The organism is Caldimonas sp. KR1-144 (genome assembly GCF_049446155.1).
GTDB lineage: Bacteria > Pseudomonadota > Gammaproteobacteria > Burkholderiales > Burkholderiaceae_C > Rivibacter.
Genome location: NZ_JBMSEE010000002.1, coordinates 419,336 through 442,304, shown reverse-complemented (window position 1 = coordinate 442,304; position 22,969 = coordinate 419,336). Strand labels below are relative to the sequence as shown.

The window sequence follows — 22,969 nt, the reverse complement described above, 5'->3', positions numbered from 1 at the left end:
CCTCAGTCCGCCACGGCCCACAGCTCGCGCATCGCCCGCTCGAAGCGCGCGGCGATCGCGGCCTCCTCGGGATGGCGGCCGCCGCGCAGCGACCAGCGGCCGGCGACCATGACATCGCGAAACGGCCGCCCGGGGCTCGAGAACACCAGCGCGTCCAGCGTGTTCGCCGCCGGCACGCCCAGCAGCGGCGCATCGGCGCCGTCGACGACGAGCAGGTCCGCGCGCGCGCCGGCCTCCAGCCCCCAGCGCGGCTGGCCCGCCGCCGCGCCGCCGCCCACGCGCACGCGCTCGAACAGCCGCGCGGCGGTGGAAGGTTCGCCCGCGGCCGGCGCTGCCGAGACGTTGCGCTGGCGCAGGTGCAGGCGCTGGCCGTAGTCGAGCAGGCGCAGCTCGCTCGGCCAGTCGCGCGTGACCTGGCTGTCGGAGCCGACCGAGATCGGCACGCCGCGCGCGAGCCAGCGCGGCAGGTCGGGCAGGCCGTCGCCGAGGTTGGCCTCGGTCGCCGGGCACAGCACGACGCCGGCGCCGCTGGCGGCGACCGCGTCGATCTCGGCCGGCGTCGCATGCGTCGCGTGCACGAGCTGCCAGCGCGCATCGAGCCAGCGCTGTGCCGCCAGCCATTCGATCGGCCGCAGGCCGGTGCTGTGCAGGCAGTCGTCCACCTCGGCGGTCTGTTCGGCGACGTGGATGTGGATCGGCCCGTCGCCAAGATCCTCGACCAGGCGCGCGATCGACGCCGGCGCCGCCGCGCGCAGCGAATGGATAGCGACGCCGGCGTCGAGCAGCGGACGCCGCGCGGCACGCACCGCGTCGCGCATCGCGCGCACCTGGGCGGCGTCGGTCGCGAAGCGGCGCTGGTCGGCGCGCAGCGTGGGCTGCGCAAAGCCGGCGCGCTCGTAGAGCACCGGCAGCAGCGTCAGGCCCAGGCCGGCGTCGGCGCAGGCGTCGGCGAGCGCCCAGGACATTTCGAGCGGGTCGTCGTGCACGCTGCCGTCGGGCTCGTGGTGCAGGTAGTGGAACTCGCACAGCTGCGTGTAGCCGCCGTGCAGCAGCTCGACCGCGAGCTGGGCGGCCACGGCGCGCAAGGCCTGCGGCGTCAGCGCCAGCGCGACGCCGTACATGCGGTCGCGCCACGACCAGAAGTCGTCGTGCTCGCCCTCGCGCCGCTCGGCCAGGCCGGCGAACGCTCGCTGGAAGGCGTGGCTGTGCGCATCGACCAGGCCGGGCAGCGCCGGGCCGTCGAGGCGCAGCGCATCGGGCCCGACCGCGACGCCGGGCGCGATCTCGGCCCAGCGGCCCTGCGCGTCGATCGCCAGGCGCACCGAGGCCTGCCAGCGTCCGTCGACCCAGGCGCGCGGCGCCCACAGCACGCGGCCGCGCAGGTCGGCCGTCGCGTCGTCACCGCTCATCAGGCCTCCACGCCAGCATCCGTTGCACCAGTTGCTGAAGCAGCGGCCGCACGCCGCCGGCCAGCGCCTCGTTCCAGGCCCACGGCGGGCTCTCGTCCATGTAGCAGCGCCAGCACATCTCCAGCTGCACCGCATGCACGCCCGCGCCTGGGCGGCCGTAGAAGCGCGTGATGTGGCCGCCCTTGAAGCGGCCGTCGACGACGTGGCTGAAGCGCTCCTGGCCGGCGAGCACGGCCGCGAGCGCCTCGCGCAGCGAGGGCGCGCAGCTCGCGCCGGCGGCAGTGCCGAGGTTGAGTGCCGGAAGCTGCCCTTCGAACAGCCACGGCAGCTCGGACTTGATGCTGTGCGCGTCGAACAGCACGGCGTGGCCGTGCGCATCGCGCAGTCGCTGCAGCTCGCCGGCGAGCGCGGCGTGATAGGGGCGCCAGTAGCGCTCGACGCGGCGCGCGATCTCCGCCTCGTCGGGCGCGGCGCCCTCGCGGTAGATCGGATCGCCGGTGAAGTGGCGCGTCGGGCACAGCTCGGTGTTGTTGACGCCCGGGTACATCGGCGCGTTCTCGGGCGGGCGGTTCAGGTCGATCAGGTAGCGCGAGTGGCGCGGCACGATCAGCGAGGCGCCCAGCTCGCGCACGAAGTCGTAGAGCCGGTCGAGGTGCCAGTCGGTGTCCTCGACCTGCAGCGCGCGCTCGGTGTAGCGCGCGCGCTGGTCGGCCGGGATCGCGGTGCCGCAGTGCGGCACGCTGACCAGCAGCGGCCGGCTGCCGCGATGCAGCGTGAAGAAGTCGTCGCTCATGAAGTGCTTGCCTCCTCGGCGCCGAGCACGAGCCGGCGCAACGGGTTGACGCCGAAGCGGTAGGCCAGCTCGCGCGGGTGGGCCAGGTCCCAGACCGCGAAGTCGGCGCGCTTGCCGGTTTCGAGCGTGCCGTGGCTGGCCGAAAGGCCCAGCGCGCGCGCGCCGTTCACCGTGAGGCCGCGAACGGCTTCCTCGGGCGTCAGGCGAAACAGCGTGCAGGCCATGTTGATCATCAGCAGCGGCGACAGCGTCGGCGACGAGCCCGGGTTGTGGTCGGTGGCCAACGCGATCGGCACGCCGGCGTCGCGCAGCGCCTGCACCGGCGGCAGCGTCGTGTCGCGCAGGAAATAGTAGGCGCCGGGCAGCAGCACGGCCACCGTGCCGGCGGCCGCCATCGCGGCGACGCCCTCGGCGCTCAGGTGCTCGAGATGGTCACAAGACAGCGCGCCGAACGAGGCGGCGAGCTGTGCGCCGCCCTGGTCGCTGAGCTGCTCGGCATGCAGCTTGACCGGCAGACCGAGCGTGCGCGCGGCCTCGAACACGCGGCGCGTCTGCGCCGGCGTGAAGGCGATGCGCTCGCAGAAGGCATCGACCGCGTCGACCAGGCCTTCGGCGGTCAGCTGCGGCAGCCACGAGACGACGGCGTCGACGTAGTCGTCGGCGCGGCCGTCGAACTCGGGCGGCAGCGCGTGCGCGGCGAGACAGGTGGTGCGCACCGTCAGGCCGGTCGCGGCGGCCACGCGGCGCGCGGCGCGCAGGCAGCGCGCCTCGTGCTCGAGGCTCAGGCCGTAGCCGGACTTGACCTCGACGGCGGCAACGCCTTCGCGCATCAGCGCGCGAGCGCGTGCCGTCGCCAGCGCGAGCAGCTCGTCGTCGCCGGCCGCGCGCGTGGCCGCGACGGTCGAGCGGATGCCGCCGCCGGCGCGCGCGATCTCCTCGTAGCTCGCGCCCTGCAGCCGCAGCTCGAACTCGCGCGCACGGTCGCCGGCATAGACGAGGTGCGTGTGGCAGTCGACGAGCGCCGGCGTCACGCAGGCGCCGCCGAGGTCCACCTCGCGCGTCACGCGGCGCGCCAGATCGGCCGGCAGCGCCGACCCGTCGCCGACCCAGGCCAGGCGTTCGCCCTCGGTGACGAACGCGCCGCGCTCGATCCAGCCCCAGGGCGTGGTGGCGGCATCGCCGGCCATCGTCGCGAGGCGGGCGTGGCGCCAGAGGGTGATCGTGCTGCTCATGCGATGTCGTCGAAGGTGATCCACCAGGCGCGCGGCGGCGCGGGCGCGTCGATCGCCCAGCGCGCGGCCAGGCCCTCGGTGTGCCATGCGAGGCTTCCTGCCGGCAGGTCGATCGGGGCGTCGCCGGCCAGCAGCGTCGCCATGTCGGCCGTGTAGAGCGCGCGCAGCGTCTTGGCGGCGGGCGCCGGTTCGCCTAAGCCGGCGCGCTGCATCGCGCCGCGGCCGCGCGAGAGCATCAGGTTCAGGTCGCGCGTCGGGCCGCCGATCAGCCGGCAGCCGGGCGCCTCGGCGCCGTCGAAACGCAGCACCGCGTCGCCGCGGCGGCAGAGGCGCTCGCCGCCGGCGAACTGCAGCGCGACGCCCTCGCCGTCGATCACCGCGAACCAGCGTTCGATGCCCGCAAAGGCGGAAAACGGGCCGTCGCGCTCGATGTCGGCCACGCTGATGCGCAGTGCCCAGGCCTCGGCCCGAGGCCAGGCGAGCAGCTCGCGCGTGCGCCCGCCGCCGTTGCGCCAGGCGCTGGGCGCGATGTCGTCCAGACGCACGATCTTCATGGCTTGAACGCCCCCTCGACGAGGTAGCGCGTGCCCGGATGCACCAGGCGCGCGATCGTCACCGGCGTGCCGCGGCTCACGGTGCGGCGCGTGACCACGAGGCAAGGCTCGTCGCGGCCGACGCCCAGCAGCCGGGCCTCCTGCGCGGTCGGCGACGCGGCCTCGATCTGGAACTGCGCTTCCCACAGCGGCGCGACCTCGAGCAGGTAGTGCGTCGGCGTGGTCTGCGTGAAGTCGACCTGCAGGTACTTGGGCGCGCAGGCCGGGTTCACGTAGCGGTCTTCGCATTGCAGCGGCACGCCGTTCTCGTGGTGGACGATGAGCGTGTGGAAGACGCGCGCACCCGGCGCGAGGCCGAGCCGTTCGGCCAGCGCGGCCGGCGCGGTCTCCTCGCGCGCGAGATGCACCTCGGCATGGTGGTGGTGGCCGCGCGCGGCGATCTCCTCGTGCAGGTCGCGGATGGTCAGCGTCGAGGCGACGCGATGCAGCTGCGCGGCGAAGGTGCCCACGCCCTGCACGCGCTCGACCAGGCCTTCGGCCTGCAGCTCGCGCAAGGCGCGGTTGACCGTCATGCGGCTGACCCCGAACTGCGCCACCAGCTCGGCCTCCGAGGGCATCAGCGCACCGGGCGGAAAGCGACCGCGCGCGAGCTCGTCCTTCAGGTGGTGCTTGACCTGGGCATAGGGCGCCAGCGGCGATGCGGCGGATGTCGAGGAGGTGGCCATCTCGGGTTCGATCCTACTTGCCTAAGCTTGTATAGACAAGTAGAGTGATCCCCAGCACCTCGCCGATGCCCGTCCATTTCCCTTGAATGCGGAGCCCGCCATGACCGACCTGTCCGCCCTACCCCAGACCGCCCGCCCGCGCCCCGTGAAGGCCCCCACCGGCAGCGCCCTCACCTGCCGCAATTGGCTGATCGAGGCCGCCTACCGGATGATCCAGAACAACCTCGATCCGGCCGTCGCCGAGAACCCGGATGCGCTGGTCGTCTACGGCGGCATCGGCAAGGCCGCGCGCGACTGGAACGCCTTCGAGGCCATCCTGGCTTCGCTGCGCGAACTGAAGGAAGACGAGTCGCTGCTGATCCAGTCGGGCAAGCCGGTGGGCGTGTTCCGCACCCATGCCGACGCGCCGCGCGTGCTGATCGCCAACTCCAACCTGGTGCCCAAGTGGGCCACGTGGGAGCACTTCCACGAGCTCGACCGCAAGGGCCTGATGATGTACGGCCAGATGACCGCGGGCTCGTGGATCTACATCGGCACCCAGGGCATCGTGCAAGGCACCTACGAGACCTTTGCCGAGGCGGCCCACCAGCACTACGGCGGCAGCTTCCAGGGCAAGTGGATCCTCACCGCCGGACTGGGCGGCATGGGCGGCGCGCAGCCGCTGGCGGCCTCGTTCGCCGGCGCGTGCTCGCTGAACATCGAGTGCCAGCAATCGCGCATCGACTTTCGCCTGAAGACGCGCTATCTCGACGAGCAGGCCCAGGACCTCGACGACGCGCTCGCGCGCATCGCCAAGTACACCGCCGAAGGCAAGGCGATCTCGATCGGCCTGCTCGGCAATGCGGCCGAGATCCTGCCCGAGCTCGTCAAGCGCGCGAAGTCAGGCGGCATGAAGCCCGACCTCGTGACCGACCAGACCAGCGCGCACGACCTCGTCAACGGCTACCTACCCGCCGGCTGGAGCCTCGATCGCTGGCAGGCCGCGCGCGCAGACGCCCAGCAGCACGCCGCGCTGCGCGACGCCGCTGCGAAGAGCTGCGCGGTCCACGTGCAGGCCATGCTCGACTTCCAGGCGATGGGCATTCCCACCGTCGACTACGGCAACAACATCCGCCAGGTCGCGTTCGACCAGGGCGTGAAGAACGCCTTCGACTTCCCCGGCTTCGTGCCGGCCTACATCCGCCCGCTGTTCTGCCGCGGCAAGGGGCCGTTCCGCTGGGTCGCGCTGTCGGGCGATCCGGAAGACATCCGCAGGACGGACGCGAAGATGAAGGAGTTGTTCCCGCAGGATGCCCACCTGCACCGCTGGCTCGACATGGCCGGCGAGCGCATTGCCTTCCAGGGCCTGCCGGCGCGCATCTGCTGGATCGGCCTGGGCGAGCGCCACCGCGCGGGCCTCGCGTTCAACGAAATGGTGAAGAACGGCGAGCTGAAGGCGCCGATCGTGATCGGCCGCGACCACCTCGACTCCGGTTCGGTCGCGAGCCCGAACCGCGAGACCGAATCGATGAAGGACGGCAGCGACGCCGTCTCCGACTGGCCGCTGCTCAACGCCTTGCTCAACACCGCCGGCGGCGCGACCTGGGTCTCGCTGCACCACGGCGGTGGCGTCGGCATGGGCTACTCGCAGCATGCCGGCGTGGTGATCGTGTGCGACGGCACGGACGCCGCCGCCAAGCGCATCGAACGCGTGCTCTGGAACGATCCCGCCACCGGCGTGATGCGCCATGCCGACGCCGGCTACAAGGACGCGATTGCCTGTGCCCGTGAAAACAGCCTGAACCTGCCGATGCTGAAGACCCCCTCTCCCGCGAGCGGGAGAGGGCAGGGGTGAGGGCCAAGCGATGACTTCGATGAGCAGCACCCACCCCTCACCCCAACCCTCTCCCCGGCGGGGAGAGGGAGCGGTCCTGACCCTCACGCCCGGCTCGCTCTCGCTCGAGCAACTGCTCGCCATCCATGCCGGCGGCACGCACGTCGAGCTCGATCCCGCCTGCCGCGAAGGCATCCGCGCCAGCGCCGCGCTGGTGCAGCGCGCCGCCGCCGGCGACGCCGCCGTCTACGGCGTCAACACCGGCTTCGGCAAGCTCGCCAACCAGCGCATCGGCAACGCCGAGCTCGACCTGCTGCAGCTCAACCTGATCCGCTCGCACAGCGTCGGCGTCGGCGCGCCGCTGCAGCCGCCGGTCGTGCGGCTGATGCTGGCGATGAAGGCCGCGAGCCTCGCGCGCGGCGCCTCGGGCGTGCGCGAGTCGGTGATCGACACGCTGCTCGCGGTGCTCAACGCCGGACTCGTGCCCTACGTGCCATCGCAGGGCTCGGTCGGCGCCTCGGGCGACCTGGCGCCGCTGTCGCACATGACGCTGGCGCTGCTCGGCGAGGGCGAGTTCCTGGTCGACGGCGAGCGCCGCGCGGCGGCAGCGGTTCTGCAAGAAGCCGGCATCGCGCCGCTGACGCTGGCCGCGAAGGAAGGCCTCGCGCTGATCAACGGCACGCAGACCTCGACCGCGCTGGCGTTGCACGCCTTCCTCGCGTTCGAGCCGGTGCTGGAGTCAGCGCTGGTGATCGGCGCGCTGACGGTGGACGCCGCACGCGGCAGCGACGGCCCCTTCGATCCGCGCATCCACGCGCTGCGCGGTCAGCCGGGCCAGATCGATGTCGCGCAGTACTACCGCGCGCTGCTCGCGGGCAGCGAGATCCGCCGCTCCCACCTCGAGGGCGACGACCGCGTGCAGGACCCCTACTGCCTGCGTTGCCAGCCGCAGGTCGTGGGCGCCTGCCTGGATCAGCTGCGCCACGCCGCGCTGGTGCTGCTGCGCGAAGCGAATGCGGTGACCGATAACCCGCTGGTGTTCGCCGACGGTCCCGACGGCGAAGGCAGCATGATTTCGGGCGGCAACTTCCACGCGGAGCCGGTCGCACTGGCGGCCGACGCGATGGCGGTCGCGATCGCCGAAGTCGGCGCGATCGCCGAGCGCCGCATCGCGATGCTGATCGACGCCAGCGTCTCGCGCCTGCCGCCCTTCCTCACCCCCGACGCGGGCCTCAACAGCGGCTTCATGATCGCCCACGTCACCGCCGCGTCGCTGGCGTCCGAGAACAAGTCGCTCGCGCATCCGGCCAGCGTCGACTCGCTGCCGACCTCGGCCAACCAGGAGGACCATGTCTCGATGGCCACCTTTGCGGCACGACGCTTGCAAGCGATGATCGACAACACCGCGCACATCCTCGGCATCGAGCTGCTCGCGGCCGCACAGGGCATCGAGTTCCTGCGCCCGCTGGCCAGCTCGAAGGCGCTGGAGCAGGCGCATGCGCTGCTGCGCGCGCAGTGCCCCACGGTCGACCGCGACCGCTATCTCGCGCCCGACATCGAGCGCGCGACGGCCCTGGTCACCGACGGCGCGCTGTCGCGCGTGTTCCGTGCGCTGCCGGGGCTGCCGGCGCTGTGGATTCCGGTCTGATCGTCATCAACCACCGCGAGGAGTGAACGCTCGATGAAGTCCCTCAAGTTCTCGATCGCCGCCATGGCAGCCGCGCTGCTCGTGCTGCCGGCCGCCGCACAGGAGACCAAGGTCGCGATCGGCATCTCCGGCTGGACCGGCTTCGCGCCGCTCACGCTGGCCAAGGAAGCGGGTCTGTTCAAGAAGCGCGGCCTCGACGTCACGCTGCGCAAGATCCCGCAGAAGGACCGTCATCTGGCGATCGCCTCGGGCGACATCCAGTGCGCCGCGACCACGGTCGAGACCTGGATCGTCTGGAACGCCAACGGCGTGGCCACGACGCAGATCTTCCAGCTCGACAAGAGCTACGGCGCCGACGGCATGGTGGTCAAGCCCGGCATCCAGAAGATCGCCGACCTGAAGGGCAAGACCGTGGCGGCCAGCGCGCCGGGCACCGCGCCCTACTTCACGCTGGCGTGGATGCTCAAGAAGAACGGCCTGACGCTCAAGGACGTGAAGGTCGTGAACCTCGAGCCGCAGGCCGCGGCCAATGCCTTCCTGGCCGGCAACGCCGACCTCGACGCCGGCATGACCTACGAGCCCTATCTCTCCAGCGTGCGCGCCAAGCCCGAGGCCGGCAAGATCATCGCGACCACGCTCGACTACCCGATGGTGATGGACACCTTCGGCTGCACGCCCAAGTTCCTGGCCGAGAACCCCAAGGCCGCGAAGGCGCTGGCCGACGCCTACTTCGAGGCGCTCGACCTGATCAAGGCCGAGCCGGCGAAGAGCTTCGCGACCATGGGCGCCGACGTGAAGCAGACGCCCGAGGCCTTCGAGGCGAGCCAGAAGAACCTGCGCTGGCAGGACCGCGCGGCGAACCAGAAGTTCTTCGCCGGCGAGCACGCGGCGTTCAGCAAGGAGGCCGCCGAGCTGCTGCTCGAGGCCGGCATCATCCGGCAGGTGCCCGATCTGTCGAAGCTCGCGGACACGCGCTTCATCCAGTGAAGCCGCTCACGCCGGTCAGCCCGGGCGCGCGCGTCGCGCTCGGCGCGAGCTTCTTCGTGCTCTTTGTCGCCCTGTGGGCCGCCGCCACGTTCGGCGGCCTGGTCGGCAAGACCTTTCTGGCCGATCCGCTGACCATGATGCGCTCGGGCTGGACGCTCGTCGCCGAGATGGGATTCGCGCACGACATCGGCATGACCGTGTGGCGCGTGGTCGGCGGCTTCCTGATCGCCACCGCGCTCGCGCTGCCGCTGGGCGTCGCGATGGGCGCCTACAAGCCGATCGAGGCCTTCTTCGAGCCCTTCGTCTCGTTTGCGCGCTACCTGCCGGCCTCGGCCTTCATCCCGCTCTTGATCCTGTGGGCCGGCATCGGCGAGGCGCAAAAGCTCGCAGTGATCTTCATCGGCAGCTTCTTCCAGCTCACGCTGATGATTGCGGTGGCGGTGGGCAACACGCGGCGCGATCTCGTCGAGGCCGCCTACACGCTGGGCGTGAACGACCGCGGGCTGATCCGCCGCGTGCTGATCCCCGGCGCCGCACCCGAGATCGCCGAGATCCTGCGCATGGTGCTGGGCTGGGCCTGGACCTACGTGATCGTCGCCGAGCTGATCGGCGCGTCGAGCGGCATCGGCCACATGATCACCGACAGCCAGGCGCTGCTGGCGACCGACCAGATCATCTTCGGGATCATCGTGATCGGCCTGATCGGCCTGGTCAGCGACTTCGCGTTCAAGGCGCTCAACCGCCGCCTCTTTCCCTGGGCACAGCTGGGACGATGAGCATCCTCCAGGTTCGCGGCGTCTCGCGCCGCTTCAGTTCGACCCACGGCGAGACGCTGGCGCTGCAGGCCACCGACCTCGATGTCGCCGAGAACGACTTCATCACCCTGCTCGGCCCTTCGGGCTGCGGCAAGAGCACGCTGCTGCGCATCGTCGCGGGGCTGGACCATCCGTCGTCCGGCGAGGTGCTGCTCGACGGGCGGTGCGTCGAAGGCCCGGGCGCCGACCGCGGCATGGTGTTCCAGAGCTACACGCTGTTCCCCTGGCTCACGGTGCTGGACAACGTGTGCTTCGGGCTGCGCGAGCGCGGCATGCCGCGTGCGCAGCAGGTGGAGATCGCGCAGGATTTCATCGCCAAGGTGGGCCTGAAGGGTTTCGAGCGCCACTACCCCAAGCAGCTTTCCGGCGGGATGCAGCAGCGCACCGCGCTCGCGCGGGCGCTGGCCAACCAGCCGCGCATGCTGCTGATGGACGAGCCCTTCGGCGCGCTCGACCACCAGACGCGCGAGCTGATGCAGGAGCTGCTGTTGGGCATCTGGGAGCAGCAGCGCAAGACGGTGATCTTCGTGACCCACGACATCGACGAGGCGGTCTTCCTCGGCAGCCGCGTCGTCGTGATGAGCGCGCGGCCCGGGCGCATCAAGCTCGACCGCAAGGTCGAGCTGCCGCATCCGCGCCACTACGGCATGAAGACGACGCCGGCCTTCGCCGAGCTGAAGGCGGAGCTGACGGAACAGGTACGTGCCGAGGTGCTGGCGGCGCAGCGGCAGGTGGCCTGAGTCGGCTCAGCTTGGCGCGATGCGGGCGAAGACGCGCGTGTCGCGCGGCTGGCCCTGCACGTCCAGGGCGTCGCGGCGCAACGTGCCCTCGAGTTCGAATCCGCAGCGCTCCGCGACGCGCGCACTGCGCTCGTTGCGCACGTCGCAGCGGATCTCGACGCGGCGCGCCTGGAGCGTCTCGAATGCCATGCCGGCGAGCGACTGCACGGCCTCGCTGACGAGGCCTCGGCCGAGGTGGCTGCTGCGGATCCAGTAGCCGATCTCGAAGCGCCGCAGTTGCCAGTCGATCCGATGCAGGCCGCTGCCGCCGAGCAGCCGGCCCTCGCGCCCGTCGGCGCCGCGCTTGAACAGCGCGAAGACCAGGTCGGTGCGCGCGATGAACATCGCGTGGAACTTGCGCGACTGCGCCTCGCTGACCTCCACACTCTGCGCATCGTTGGCCCACGGCAGCCAGGGCTTGAGCGTCTCGATCGAGTCGGTGATGGCCTCGTGATACGCCGCGCCGTCGCCGGCGCGCGGGCAGCGGATCACGAGCCGCTCGGTCTCGATGCGCTCGGGCACGTCGATCAACAGCGTCGATCGGGGTTCGAACCTCATGCCGCCTCCTTCAGCGCGGGCTCGGGCACGCGCACGTTCGCCTCGGCGCCGAGCAGGTCGGACTCGGCCTCCGGCACCGGGAGCTCGCGCGTGCGGCGGATCACCGGATGCCGCCATGCAAACCAGGCCAGCAACAGCGCGCTGCCGCCGGCGAAGCCCAGCGCCGCGCGCAGGCCGATGTGCTCGCCCAGCCAGCCGCCGATCAGCGCGCCGGGACCGGCAGGGATCAGGATCAGCCAGCGCATCGAGCTCGTCATGCGGCCCAGCAGCGGCGCCGGCGTCACCGCCTGGCGCAGCGCGAGGAAGTTGATGAAGATCAGCACCGCACCGGCGCTGAAGGCGAACAGCATCGCGGCAAAGGTCGCGACGCCGAAGGCATTGGCCGGCGCGAGCGCGAGCGCGCTCCAGCCGATGCCGCACACCGCGAAGCCCAGCACCAGGCAAGGCCCCGGCCCGATGCGGCTGGAGATGCGGTTGCCCAGCGTGCTGGCGATCACCGTGCCGAAGCCCATGCCCACGTAGCACAGCCCGACCTGCGACTCGTTCAGGCCCAGCGTGCGGGTCGCGAACAGGATCTGCACGACCAGCGCCGCGTGATGGCACATCTGCCACAGGCCCACCGCGACGGCGAGCGAGATCAGCAGCGGCGTGCCGGCGACGAAGCGCAGGCCCGCCTTCAGGTCTCGCCAGAAATGCGCGTCGGCACGCTCATGCACGCGCTCGTGGATCGTGATGCCGCGCAGGATGGTCACCGAGACCACCAGCAGCACCGCGTCGACAACCAGCGCGAGCGGCGCACCGACGATCTTGATCAGCGCACCGGCGACCCCCGGGCCGGCAACCTCGGCGCCCGAGGTCGCCAGCGCGTTCTTCGCATGCGCTTCGACCAGGCGTTCGCGCGCGACCACCTGGGTCAGCACGATCTGCGCCGCCGAGCCGGCCGTCACGTAGATGCAGCCCATCACGAAGGCGGCCGCATACATCCATGGCATGCCGAGCCAGCCCAGCCACCACGCGATCGGCACGGACAGCACGACGACCGCGATGCTGGCCTCGCCGGCGATGTAGACCGGCAGCTTGCGCACACGGTCCAGCCACACGCCGGCCGGCAGCGACAGCAGCACGAAGGGCACGATCTCCATCGCGGTGAGCAGGCCCATCTGCGTGGGCGTTGCGTGCAGCAGCACGGCCGCGGTGAGCGGCAGCGCGAGCATCGTCACCTGTCCGCCGAACGAGCTGATCAGGATCGAGGTCCACAGCCGGCGGTAGACGGCGTCTCGCAGCAGGTCGTTCGGCGCCAGTTGCAGCCGCTCGCGCAACGCGGCGACGAGCGTCGTCCATCGGTCGGCGCCGGCTTTCGATGGCCTTGTCGTTGTCCTGTTGGACATAAATCCTCTCCTGCAGGGATCCGGGTGGGATCCGTTCGGGCCGATAAGCCCTGATGACGATTGGCAAGCGGTGGACGCCAATGCGGCAGCCCGTCTTGCCGACCCTCGTCGGCAAGTCCGCGGTGGACGCGGGAGACCGGGAGGGGAGCGCTAGCGCGAAAGCGCCGGCTCAGCCACGACCGCTGCGATCACGGCGCACGACGCCGCGACTCGCCACGCGTGGGCGTGCGAGGGGCATCGGTCCTGGTCGAGCAGCTTGGTCATGGGAGGACTCGCAAGTGAGTGCGGCGATCCTAACAGCCGAGCCCCGCCGCCGCCAAGTGCGGCGCGGGCGAATGTTGCGTCTGTCATCGGCCGCGGCGGCGCCGCCTCAGCTGCGGTAGTCCGCGTTGATGCTGACGTAGTCGTGCGAGAGGTCGCAGGTCCACACCGTGGCGTGCGGACGGTTCGCGCCGGAGGCAGCGCCGTTGGCGCGATGCAGGTCGACCTTCACCGTGATCTCGCTTTGCTTCATCACGCGCTGCCCGTCGGCTTCCTGGTAGGCCGGGTGGCGACCGCCCTTGGTGGCGACGTGAACGTCGTCGAGCCACAGGTCGATCAGCGACTGGTCGAGGTCGTCGATGCCGGCATAGCCCACCGCCGCGAGGATGCGCCCGAGGTTCGGGTCGCTGGCGAAGAAGGCCGTCTTGACCAGCGGCGAGTGCGCGATCGCGTAGGCGACCCGGCGGCACTCTTCCTTGTTGCGCCCGCCGTCGACGCGGATCGTGATGAACTTGGTCGCGCCTTCGCCGTCTCGCACGATGGCCTGCGCGAGCTGCTGGGCCACCGCGATCACCGCGTCGCGCAGGATCACGCCATCGGGCGAGTCGAGCTGGGTGATTTCGGCATGCTGCGCCTGGCGCGTGGCAATGACGACGAAGCTGTCGTTGGTGGAGGTGTCGCCGTCGATCGTGATGCGGTTGAACGAGCGGTCGGCCGCCTCGCGCGCCAGCTCGCCGAGCAGGCGCGGCGCGAGCTTCGCGTCGGTGGCGACGAAGCCGAGCATCGTGGCCATGTTGGGCCGGATCATGCCGGCGCCCTTGGCGATGCCGCTGATGGTGACCACCTGGCCGCCGATGGTGACCTGCCTGGACACGGCCTTGGGCAGCGTGTCGGTGGTCATGATGGCCTCGGCCGCGAGCGCCCAGTTGGCCGGCTTCAGGTCGGCCAGCGCGGCCGGCAGCGCGGCCTCGATGCGATCGTTCGGCAGCGTTTCCATGATGACGCCGGTCGAGAACGGCAGCACCTGCTCGGGCGCGATCTCGAGGTGGCGCGCCAGCGCGATGCAGGTCGAGCGTGCGCGCACCAGGCCGTCTTCGCCGGTGCCGGCGTTGGCGTTGCCGGTGTTGATCACCAGCGCGCGAATGCCGGCGCCGGCCGCGAGGTGCTCGCGGCAGACCTGCACCGGCGCCGCGCAGAAGCGGTTTTGCGTGAACACGCCCGAGACCGCCGAGCCCTCGACCAGCGTCACGACGGTCAGATCGCGCCGGTTGGCCTTGCGCACGCCGGCCATCGCGATGCCGAGCTCGACGCCGGGCACGGGCAGCAGGTCGGAAGGATTCGGGGCGACGAGATTGACCGGCATGTCCAGGCTCCGCGAAATCGGCTCAGGCCAGCTTGCCGTGGCAGAGCTTGTACTTCTTGCCGCTGCCACAGGGGCAGGGATCGTTGCGACCCACGCGCGGCACCGCGTCGGCCATCGCCTGGGCGACCCGCGTGGCGGCGTCGGTCTCGGCGGACACCGAACCATCCTCGTTGGGATGCGTGTAGGTGACGTTGGCGATGTGCTCGGCCTTCTCCTCGATGGCCTCGGCCGCCATGGCCACCTCTTCCTGGGTCTGCACGCGCACTGTCATCAGCACGCGCGTGACCTGCATCTTCACGGTGTCCAGCAGCTGCGAGAAGAGCTCGAAAGCCTCGCGCTTGTATTCCTGCTTCGGGTTCTTCTGCGCATAGCCGCGCAAGTGGATGCCCTGGCGCAGGTAGTCCAGCGAGGCGAGGTGCTCGCGCCACTGCACGTCGATGGTCTGCAGCAGGATCATGCGCTCGAAGCTCTCGAACTGCTCGTGGCCGACGCTCTCGACCTTGGCCGCGTAGCTGCGGTCGGCTGCCGCGACGACCTGCTCGACGATGTCTTCGTCGCTCACCGCGTCGCTCTTCTCGACCTGCGCCTTGAGCGCCACGTCGAGCTGCCATTCGTCGCGCAGCGTTTTCTCGAGGTTGCCGAGGTCCCACTGCTCCTCGACGCTCTCCTCGGGCACGAAGGTGCGCACCACGTCGGTCATCGCGCCGCGACGCAGGTGGCGGATCGACTCGCCGATGGCCTTGGCCTCGAGGATCTCGTTGCGCTGTGCGTAGATGACCTTGCGCTGGTCGTTGCTGACGTCGTCGTACTCGAGCAGCTGCTTGCGGATGTCGAAGTTGCGCGCCTCGACCTTGCGCTGCGCGCTCTCGATGCTGCGCGTCACGATGCCGGCCTCGATCGCCTCGCCGTCGGGCATCTTGAGGCGGTCCATGATGGCCTTGACGCGGTCGCCCGCGAAGATGCGCATCAGCGGGTCTTCCAGCGACAGGTAGAAGCGCGACGAGCCCGGGTCGCCCTGGCGGCCCGAGCGGCCGCGCAGCTGGTTGTCGATGCGCCGGCTCTCGTGGCGCTCGGTGGCGATGATGCGCAGGCCGCCGACGGCCTTGACCTGCTCGTTCAGGCCGGCCCACTCGCCCTGCAGCTTGGCGATGCGCGCCGCCTTGTCGGCCGGATCGATGCTTTCGTCGGCCTCGATGAACTGGACCTGCTTCTCGACGTTGCCGCCGAGCACGATGTCGGTGCCGCGGCCGGCCATGTTGGTGGCGATCGTGATCACGCCCGGGCGGCCCGCCTGCGCGATGATCTCGGCCTCCTTGGCGTGCTGCTTGGCGTTGAGCACCTGGTGCGGCAGTTTCGCCTGCTCGAGCAGCTTGGCGATCAGCTCCGAGTTCTCGATCGAGGTCGTGCCCACCAGCACCGGCTGGCCGCGCTCGTGGCAGGCGCGGATGTCGGCCACCACCGCCTCGTACTTCTCGCGCGAGGTCTTGTAGACGAGGTCGAGTTCGTCCTTGCGGATGGTCGGCTTGTTGGGCGGGATCACCACGGTCTCGAGGCCGTAGATCTCCTGGAATTCGTAGGCCTCGGTGTCGGCCGTGCCGGTCATGCCGGCGAGCTTGCCGTACATGCGGAAGTAGTTCTGGAAGGTGATCGAGGCCAGCGTCTGGTTCTCGGCCTGGATCTGCACGCCTTCCTTGGCCTCGGTGGCCTGGTGCAGGCCGTCGCTCCAGCGGCGGCCCGTCATCAGGCGGCCGGTGAACTCGTCGACGATGATCACCTCGCCGTTTTGCACTACATAGTGCTGGTCGCGGTGGTAGAGGTGGTGTGCGCGCAGCGCGGCGTAGAGGTGGTGGACCAGCGTGATGTTGGCCGCGTCGTAGAGCGACGCGCCCTCGGCCAGCAGACCGGCGCGCGAGAGCAGCGCCTCGGCGTTCTCGTGGCCGGCCTCGGTGAGGAAGACCTGGTGGCTCTTCTCGTCGGCGGTGAAGTCGCCCGGCTCGATCACGCCTTCGCCGGTGCGCGGATCGGCCTCGCCGATCTGGCGCTTGAGGTGCGGCACGACCGCGTTGATCTTCAGATAGAGCTCGGTCTGGTCTTCGGCCTGGCCGCTGATGATCAGCGGCGTGCGCGCCTCGTCGATGAGGATGGAGTCCACTTCGTCGACGATCGCGTAGGCGAGCGGTCGCTGCACGCGGTCCTGCACCTCGTAGACCATGTTGTCGCGCAGGTAGTCGAAGCCGAACTCGTTGTTGGTGCCGTAGGTGATGTCGGCGGCGTAGGCGGCCTGCTTCTCCTCGCGCCCCATACCGGGCACGTTGACGCCCACCGTCATGCCGAGGAAGCCGTACAGGCGGCCCATCCACTCGGCGTCGCGGCGCGCGAGGTAGTCGTTGACCGTCACGACGTGCACGCCCTTGCCGGCGAGCGCGTTCAGGTAGACCGGCAGCGTGGCCATCAGGGTCTTGCCCTCGCCGGTGCGCATCTCGGCGATCTTGCCCTGATGCAGCGTGATCCCGCCGATCAGCTGCACATCGAAGTGGCGCATCTTCAGCGAGCGCTTGCCGGCCTCGCGCACCGCGGCGAAGGCCTCGGGCAGCAGCGCGTCGAGCGTCTCGCCCTGGGCCAGCCGGCCCTTGAATTCCTGGGTCTTGCCGCGCAGCGCTTCGTCGGACAGCGCCTCGAACTGTTGCTCGAGCGCGTTGACGCGCGCGACGATGCCGCGGTACTGCTTGAGCAGGCGGTCGTTGCGGCTACCGAAGATCGAGGTGAGAAGCTTGGGCAACATGCGGGGGTGCCGGTGAGGCGCGAAAGCCCGCGGCCGCGAGGCCGCCAGGGACGCATTCGTGTCGGTGGGAAGCAGCCGCGCGCCAAGGGGCGCGCGAGGCCGATCAAAGCCCCGCAGTCTATCGCAGCGCCCGAGCCGGCACGGCCCGCGGGGCCTGGCCCGCCGTCAGCGCCGCGTGCGCAGGCCGGCCGTGTTGCGCGCCTCGCTGCCCTGGGCCAGGAACTTGGCCGGATCCTGCGGCACGCCCTCGACCAGCACCTCGAAGTGCAGGTGCGGGCCGGTCGAGCGGCCGGTGTTGCCCACTTCGGCGATGGGCTGTCCGCGGCGCACGAGGTCGCCGGACTTCACGGCGAGTTTGGAGGCATGCGCATAGCGCGTGACCAAGCCGTTGCCGTGGTCGAGTTCGACCATGAGGCCGTAGGCCGGATGGCGCTCGGCGGTCACGACCATGCCACCCGCGGCGGCCATGATCGGCGTGCCCGGATCGGCCGGGAAGTCCAGGCCGGTGTGCAGCGCCGAGTGGCCGGTGAAAGGGTCGGCGCGAAAACCGAAACCGGAGCCGATGGGCCCGTCGACCGGCGCGATGCTCGGGACGGTGAGCGCGCGCAAGCGGCTTTCGAGCAGGCGCGACTCGATCAGCGTCCACAGATCGCCTTGCCGGTCGGCCTGGCGATCCAGCGCTGCCAGTGCCTGGTCGATCGCCTCGACCGACGGCGAGGCGACCGGAATATAGGGGCCACCGCGGCCGCCCGTTGCCACCGTCGGCGCGGAGGCCGCCGGCGCCGGGGCATCGAGGCCGCGCAAGTCCTCGGGCTTGAGCCCCGCCATGCCCGCGGTGCGCTCGCCGACGGCCTCGAGCTTGACCAGCTTGGCCTGCATCTCGCCGACGCGGCGCGCCATCGCGTCGAGGTTCTCGCGCAGGAAGCGGTCGCGCTGGGCGATCTCGTCGCGAACGACCAGGCGCACGATCTGGCTCACGACCGGCCAGCCTTCGCGCGCCGCCTTGAGGAAGACGAAGTGGTAGACGGCGCCCGAAACCGCCATCAGCAGCAGCGCCAGCGCCAGCAGCAGCGCCGCCAGCTGCCACGCGGCCAGCTGCACGATGCGCGGGCGGGCGCTATGGCCGTGGGTCACAATGAGTTGCATCAGCCGCCGTCCTTTCGTGACTTCATCCCATGCCCGCGCCGCAGCGTCCCGCCGTACCCGACCCGCTCACGATGAGCGAGGCGATGCGGCGCAGTGCGCCCCTTGCGCACCTCAGAGCGATGCTCGAGGCCTCGCGCGAGTGCATGGAGGCCGTTCGGCCGCTCCTGCCGCCGGCCCTGGCGGCGCAGATGCGCCCGGGGCCGATCGACGAAAGCGGCGCCTTCGTGATCCTGGTGTCCAGCCCCGCCGTCGCGGCCAAGCTGCGACAGTTGCAGCCGCGGCTCGAAAAAGCCCTGGCCGAGCGGGGCCGCCAGTCTGGCGCGATACGGGTGCGGGTTCAAGCCGGGTGAGCCCGGCGAGTGCAACCGGCGGTGACGCCCGGGTCAGCGGGCCGCTGAAGCGCGTGTGGGTGCTGGTGCCGGCTATCCGAATCGAACGGATGACCTACTGTTTACAAGACAGTTGCTCTACCGACTGAGCTAAGCCGGCCCGGGATCGGTGATTGTAGGTGCCGCCTCGCGTTCTACTTGACGCGCTTGAGCGAGGGCCGGCCACCGCTCGGTGCGGGCGGCTCCGGCTCCTCATCGGGCGGCGGCGGCGCCGAAACGTCGGCGGGCGGTTTGGCCAGGCGAAGACCCGCTGCGCGGCCAGCGCCCGAGGCGGCCGGCCCGCTCGCCTCGGCCACTGACTGCATGCCGGCGGGCGGCGTCCCCACCGGCGCGGGGAAGGCCATGCCCTGGCCGTTCTCGCGCGCGTAGATCGCAATGACGTGGTCGACCGGCACGACGATCTCGCGCGCGACGCCGCCGAAGCGGGCCTTGAATGAGATCGTCTCGTTGCCCAGCTGCAGGCCGCTCGTGGCCTCGAAGCTGGCGTTGAGCACGATCTCGTTGTTCTTCACGTATTCGGCCGGCACCTGCACGCCGGCATCGACGTAGACCGCCAGGTAGGGCGTGAAGCCGTTGTCGGTGCACCAGTCGTGCAGTGCCCGGATCAGGTACGGACGCGTGGACGTGCCCTGCCCCTCGGGCGCGGCGGGCGGCGGCGTGGCGCTGCTGCTCATGGACCGATGCGACCGACGCTGCGCTTACTTGCGCATCACCTTCTCGGACGGCGTCAGCGCCTCGATGTAGGCCGGGCGCGAGAAGATGCGCTCGGCGTACTTCAGCAGCGGCAGCGCGTTCTTCGACAGGTCGATGCCGTAGTAGTCGAGGCGCCACAGCAGCGGCGCGATCGCGACGTCGAGCATCGAGAAGTCGTCGCCGAGCATGTACTTGTTCTTCAGGAAGATCGGCGCGAGCTGCGTGAGGCGGTCGCGGATCTGGCTGCGCGCCTTCTCGAGCAGCTTGTCCGTGGCCTTGATGCCGCGGCCCTCGAGCACGTTGACGTGCGCGAACAGCTCCTTCTCGAAGTTGAACAGGAACAGGCGCACGCGGGCGCGGGCCACCGGATCGCCCGGCATCAGCTGCGGGTGCGGAAAGCGCTCGTCGATGTACTCGTTGATGATGTGCGACTCGTACAGGATGAGGTCGCGTTCGACGAGGATGGGCACCTCGTTGTACGGGTTCATCAGCGCAATGTCTTCGGGCTTCGCGAACAGGTCGACGTCGCGGATTTCGAAGTCCATGCCCTTCTCGAACAGCACGAAACGGCAGCGGTGCGAGTAGGGGTCGGTGGTTCCGGAGTAAAGCACCATCATGGCGGCGGCTCCCGTGATTTCTATCGATCTACAAAACACAAACGGAGCGGGTGCCTGGCAGCCCGCTCCGCGTCACGCCGGATTCGGGGTCCGGCGCGCTTCGGTCACTTGATGTCTTTCCAGTACGCGGCGTTCAGGCGCCAGGCGATCACCGTGAAGAAGGCCAGCGCGATCAGCACCCACACGCCCACGCGCACGCGGTGGTTCTGCGACGGCTCGCTCATCCAGGTGAGATACGCCACCAGGTCCGAGACGGCTTCGTCGTAGGCCTGCGGCGTGAGCTTGCCCGGTGCGATCTGCTCGAAGCCGTCGAACTTGTGGAGCTTCTTCTCCGGGTTGTGCGGATCGGCCACCTCGACGTACTTGGCGACGCGCTGGCCCTGCAGCTCCCACAGCGCGTGCGGCATGCCGACGTTCGGGAACACGAGATTGTCCCAGCCGGTGGCCTTGGTTTCGTCGCGGTAGTAGGAACGCAGGTAGGTGTAGAGGTAGTCGGCACCCGAGCCCTTGCCCTGCGCGGCGCGCGAACGCGCGATCACGGTCAGGTCGGGCGGGTTGGCGCCGAACCATTCCTTGGCCTGCTTGGGATCGAGGCTGACCTTCATCGTCTCGCCGACCTTGTCGGTCGCGAACATCAGGTTGCCCTTGATCTGCTCTTCCGTCAGGCCGATGTCGGCGAGCCGGTTGTAGCGCATGAAGCCCGCGGCGTGGCAGTTCAGGCAGTAGTTGACGAACAGCTTCGCGCCGTTCTGCAGTGCGGCCATGTCGGTCAGCTTCCTGGTCGGGAAGCGGTCCCACTCGATGCCGCCTTCGGAGGCGCGGGCGGTGCCGGCCAGCGCGAGCAGGGCCAGCAGGGCTGCGATGAGTTTCTTCATTGTGTTGCTCCTGCGGCTGGGCTCAATGCGCGGCGAAGGTCACGCGGTCCGGCACGGGCTTGAACTCGCCCAGGCGCGTCCACCACGGCATCAGCAGGAAGAAGCCGAAGTACACGATCGTGCCGACCTGCGACACCAGTTCGCCGGTGGGCGACGGCGGCTGGATACCCAGGTAGCCGAGCACCAGGAAGAACAGGACGAACACCGCGTACACGTACTTGTGCCAGCTCGGGCGGTAGCGGATCGACTTGACCGGGCTGCGGTCCAGCCAGGGCAGGAAGAACAGGATGATCACGGCGCCGCCCATCACGACCACGCCCCAGAACTTGGCCTCGAAGGTCTTGAGCAGCGCGATCGCGACCACGGTGCCCACGGCCACGATGAGCTTGCCCTTGCCCGACAGGCCGCCGCGCAGGATCGCGAGCACCGCGCCGATCGCGGCGATCACCGCGAGCACGTTGACCATCACGTCGGTCGTCGCACGCAGCATCGAGTAGAACGGCGTGAAGTACCACACCGGTGCGATGTGCGCCGGCGTCTTCAGCGGGTCGGCCGGGATGAAGTTGTTGTACTCGAGGAAGTAGCCGCCGAGCTCGGGCGCGAAGAAGATGATCGCGGTGAAGACCATCAGGAACACGCTCACGCCCAGGATGTCGTGGATCGTGTAGTACGGATGCATCGGCACGCCGTCGAGCGGGCGGCCCTGCGCGTCCTTCTTGGCCTTGATCTCGATGCCGTCCGGGTTGTTGGAGCCCACCTCGTGCAGCGCGATCAGGTGTGCGACCACCAGGCCCAGCAGGACCAGCGGCACGGCGATCACGTGGAAGCTGAAGAAGCGATTGAGTGTGGCGTCCGAGACGACGAAATCGCCGCGGATCAGGATCGCGAGGTCCGGACCGACGAAGGGCACGGCGGCGAACAGGTTCACGATCACCTGAGCACCCCAGTACGACATCTGGCCCCACGGCAGCAGGTAGCCCATGAAGGCTTCCGCCATCAGGCACAGGAAGATCGCGCAGCCGAAGATCCACACCAGCTCGCGCGGCTTGCGGTACGAGCCGTACAGCAGGCCGCGGAACATGTGCAGGTAGACGACGATGAAGAAGGCCGACGCGCCGGTCGAGTGCATGTAGCGGATCAGCCAGCCCCAGGGCACGTCGCGCATGATGTACTCGACCGAAGCGAAAGCGAGGCTCGCGTCGGGCTTGTAGTTCATCACCAGGAAGATGCCGGTGACGATCTGGATCACCAGCACCAGCAGCGCCAGCGAGCCGAAGAAGTACCAGAAGTTGAAGTTCTTCGGCGCGTAGTACTCGCTCATGTGCTCTTTCCAGAGCGCGGTGAGCGGAAAGCGGTTGTCGACCCAGCCCAGCAGCTTCTGGCCGAGCGGCGCGTTCGCAGGGACTTCCTTGAATTCAGCCATGATGGTCCTCGTACTCCTGCGCTCAGGCCGACTTGGCTTCGCCGATCAGCAGCTTGCTGTCCGACAGATAGGTGTACGGCGGGACCTCGAGGTTGTCCGGCGCCGGCTTGTTCTTGTAGACGCGACCCGCCATGTCGAAGGTCGAGCCGTGGCAGGGGCACAGGAAGCCGCCCGCCCAGTCGTCCGGCAGCGAGGGCTGCGGACCCGGCACGAACTTGTCGCTCGGCGAGCAGCCCAGGTGCGAGCAGATGCCCACGACGACCAGGATCTCGGGCTTGATCGAGCGGTACTCGTTGCGGGTGGACTCCATCGGCGTCACTTCCGCGGCCTTGCGCTCGGACTTCGGGTCTGCGACCAGGGCGTCGGTCTTCTTCAGCGACTCGAGCATCTCGGGCGTGCGGCGCACGATCCACACCGGCTTGCCGCGCCATTCGACCGTGATCTTCTCGCCCGGCTTCAGGCCGCTGATGTCGACCTCCACCGGGGCTCCGGCCGCGCGCGCGCGCTCCGAGGGCTGGAAGGTGGCAACGAAGGGCACCGCGGTGGCCACGCCGCCGGCAACGCCGGCGCAGGTGGACGCGATCAGCCACGTGCGCTTGCCTTGGTCGACTTGCTGCTCGCTCATGGAGATCCTCAGAGTCTGGACGGGTTCGAAAAGCAACCTGCGATTCTAAGGCACCCAAAGCGGCCCCGGCTTTCACGTCGCGCAGGGCGCGCAC

The 22,969-nt window shown here is 69.9% G+C and carries 21 protein-coding genes and 1 tRNA gene; 6 read left to right on the top strand and 16 right to left on the bottom strand.

All coding sequences use genetic code 11. The features are described 5' to 3' along the window. Nucleotides 1–2: 2 nt before the first annotated feature. Genes ACO2TI_RS06145 through hutC form a run of 5 tightly spaced genes read right to left on the bottom strand, consistent with a single transcriptional unit; the run spans nucleotide 3 to nucleotide 4,713 of the window. On the bottom strand, nucleotides 3–1,409 hold the full coding sequence (locus ACO2TI_RS06145; protein WP_423282790.1) for a formimidoylglutamate deiminase: 1,407 nt from the start codon (nucleotides 1,407–1,409) through the stop codon (nucleotides 3–5). Beyond that, nucleotides 1,399–2,202, bottom strand: a complete 804-nt coding sequence (hutG, locus tag ACO2TI_RS06140; RefSeq protein ID WP_423282788.1) for an N-formylglutamate deformylase — start codon at nucleotides 2,200–2,202, stop codon at nucleotides 1,399–1,401. Before hutG ends, ACO2TI_RS06145 begins: the two co-directional genes overlap by 11 nt. Then, nucleotides 2,199–3,434 carry an imidazolonepropionase gene (gene hutI, locus ACO2TI_RS06135; RefSeq protein WP_423282786.1) on the bottom strand — a complete coding sequence of 412 codons (1,236 nt, stop codon included), beginning with the start codon at nucleotides 3,432–3,434 and terminating at the stop codon, nucleotides 2,199–2,201. Before hutI ends, hutG begins: the two co-directional genes overlap by 4 nt. Further along, nucleotides 3,431–3,988: a HutD family protein gene (locus tag ACO2TI_RS06130; RefSeq protein ID WP_423282784.1), complete on the bottom strand. Its 558-nt coding sequence runs from the start codon at nucleotides 3,986–3,988 to the stop codon at nucleotides 3,431–3,433. Before ACO2TI_RS06130 ends, hutI begins: the two co-directional genes overlap by 4 nt. Beyond that, entirely contained in the window at nucleotides 3,985–4,713 is a 729-nt protein-coding gene (hutC, locus tag ACO2TI_RS06125) for a histidine utilization repressor (RefSeq protein ID WP_423282783.1), read from the bottom strand. The genes ACO2TI_RS06130 and hutC overlap by 4 nt, the downstream gene beginning before the upstream one ends. A 100-nt stretch (nucleotides 4,714–4,813) precedes the next feature. On the opposite strand from hutC, the gene hutU reads away from it, so the two are divergent. From hutU to ACO2TI_RS06100, 5 genes are read left to right on the top strand one after another with little or no spacing between them, the layout of a single operon-like run. Beyond that, the gene (hutU, locus tag ACO2TI_RS06120) at nucleotides 4,814–6,547 is read left to right on the top strand and encodes a urocanate hydratase (RefSeq protein WP_423282782.1); all 1,734 of its coding nucleotides are present in this window, start codon (nucleotides 4,814–4,816) and stop codon (nucleotides 6,545–6,547) included. A 19-nt stretch (nucleotides 6,548–6,566) separates the two neighbouring features. After that, a complete protein-coding gene (gene hutH / locus ACO2TI_RS06115; RefSeq protein ID WP_423282781.1) occupies nucleotides 6,567–8,174 on the top strand; it encodes a histidine ammonia-lyase in 1,608 nt (535 codons plus the stop codon). A 33-nt stretch (nucleotides 8,175–8,207) separates the two neighbouring features. Continuing rightward, a complete protein-coding gene (locus ACO2TI_RS06110; RefSeq protein WP_423282780.1) occupies nucleotides 8,208–9,161 on the top strand; it encodes an ABC transporter substrate-binding protein in 954 nt (317 codons plus the stop codon). Then, complete coding sequence (locus tag ACO2TI_RS06105) at nucleotides 9,158–9,937, top strand: ABC transporter permease (RefSeq protein ID WP_423282778.1); 780 nt, start codon at nucleotides 9,158–9,160, stop codon at nucleotides 9,935–9,937. The genes ACO2TI_RS06110 and ACO2TI_RS06105 overlap by 4 nt, the downstream gene beginning before the upstream one ends. Continuing rightward, nucleotides 9,934–10,716 carry an ABC transporter ATP-binding protein gene (locus ACO2TI_RS06100; protein WP_423282777.1) on the top strand — a complete coding sequence of 261 codons (783 nt, stop codon included), beginning with the start codon at nucleotides 9,934–9,936 and terminating at the stop codon, nucleotides 10,714–10,716. Before ACO2TI_RS06105 ends, ACO2TI_RS06100 begins: the two co-directional genes overlap by 4 nt. Nucleotides 10,717–10,722: 6 nt before the next feature. Here ACO2TI_RS06100 and ACO2TI_RS06095 read toward each other — a convergent pair whose 3' ends face one another. From ACO2TI_RS06095 to ACO2TI_RS06075, 5 genes are all read right to left on the bottom strand, one after another. After that, nucleotides 10,723–11,313, bottom strand: a complete 591-nt coding sequence (locus ACO2TI_RS06095; RefSeq protein WP_423282776.1) for a GNAT family N-acetyltransferase — start codon at nucleotides 11,311–11,313, stop codon at nucleotides 10,723–10,725. Further along, nucleotides 11,310–12,701 carry an MFS transporter gene (locus ACO2TI_RS06090; protein ID WP_423282774.1) on the bottom strand — a complete coding sequence of 464 codons (1,392 nt, stop codon included), beginning with the start codon at nucleotides 12,699–12,701 and terminating at the stop codon, nucleotides 11,310–11,312. The genes ACO2TI_RS06095 and ACO2TI_RS06090 overlap by 4 nt, the downstream gene beginning before the upstream one ends. A 370-nt stretch (nucleotides 12,702–13,071) precedes the next feature. Then, nucleotides 13,072–14,325 (bottom strand): bifunctional glutamate N-acetyltransferase/amino-acid acetyltransferase ArgJ, encoded by a 1,254-nt coding sequence (gene argJ, locus ACO2TI_RS06085; RefSeq protein ID WP_423282773.1) that lies wholly within the window; start codon nucleotides 14,323–14,325, stop codon nucleotides 13,072–13,074. 22 nt (nucleotides 14,326–14,347) lie between these two features. Then, entirely contained in the window at nucleotides 14,348–17,107 is a 2,760-nt protein-coding gene (gene secA / locus ACO2TI_RS06080; RefSeq protein WP_423282772.1) for a preprotein translocase subunit SecA, read from the bottom strand. A 165-nt stretch (nucleotides 17,108–17,272) separates the two neighbouring features. Further along, a complete protein-coding gene (locus tag ACO2TI_RS06075) occupies nucleotides 17,273–18,253 on the bottom strand; it encodes a M23 family metallopeptidase (protein ID WP_423282771.1) in 981 nt (326 codons plus the stop codon). Nucleotides 18,254–18,324: 71 nt separating this feature from the next. On the opposite strand from ACO2TI_RS06075, the gene ACO2TI_RS06070 reads away from it, so the two are divergent. Beyond that, a complete protein-coding gene (locus ACO2TI_RS06070; protein ID WP_423282770.1) occupies nucleotides 18,325–18,603 on the top strand; it encodes a DciA family protein in 279 nt (92 codons plus the stop codon). A gap of 63 nt (nucleotides 18,604–18,666) precedes the next feature. On the opposite strand, the gene ACO2TI_RS06065 is transcribed toward ACO2TI_RS06070, so the two are convergent. The 6 genes from ACO2TI_RS06065 to petA form a co-directional block, all read right to left on the bottom strand. Further along, a tRNA-Thr gene (locus ACO2TI_RS06065) sits at nucleotides 18,667–18,742 on the bottom strand. Between the two features lie 34 nt (nucleotides 18,743–18,776). Then, entirely contained in the window at nucleotides 18,777–19,316 is a 540-nt protein-coding gene (locus tag ACO2TI_RS06060) for a ClpXP protease specificity-enhancing factor (protein WP_423282768.1), read from the bottom strand. A 24-nt stretch (nucleotides 19,317–19,340) separates the two neighbouring features. Then, nucleotides 19,341–19,952 (bottom strand): glutathione S-transferase N-terminal domain-containing protein, encoded by a 612-nt coding sequence (locus ACO2TI_RS06055; RefSeq protein ID WP_130433362.1) that lies wholly within the window; start codon nucleotides 19,950–19,952, stop codon nucleotides 19,341–19,343. A 104-nt stretch (nucleotides 19,953–20,056) separates the two neighbouring features. Beyond that, nucleotides 20,057–20,827, bottom strand: a complete 771-nt coding sequence (locus tag ACO2TI_RS06050; RefSeq protein ID WP_423282767.1) for a cytochrome c1 — start codon at nucleotides 20,825–20,827, stop codon at nucleotides 20,057–20,059. A gap of 22 nt (nucleotides 20,828–20,849) precedes the next feature. Continuing rightward, nucleotides 20,850–22,250, bottom strand: a complete 1,401-nt coding sequence (locus ACO2TI_RS06045) for a cytochrome b (protein WP_423282765.1) — start codon at nucleotides 22,248–22,250, stop codon at nucleotides 20,850–20,852. Nucleotides 22,251–22,272: 22 nt separating this feature from the next. Further along, a complete protein-coding gene (gene petA, locus ACO2TI_RS06040) occupies nucleotides 22,273–22,875 on the bottom strand; it encodes a ubiquinol-cytochrome c reductase iron-sulfur subunit (RefSeq protein ID WP_423282763.1) in 603 nt (200 codons plus the stop codon). Between the last annotated feature and the right edge of the window lie 94 nt (nucleotides 22,876–22,969).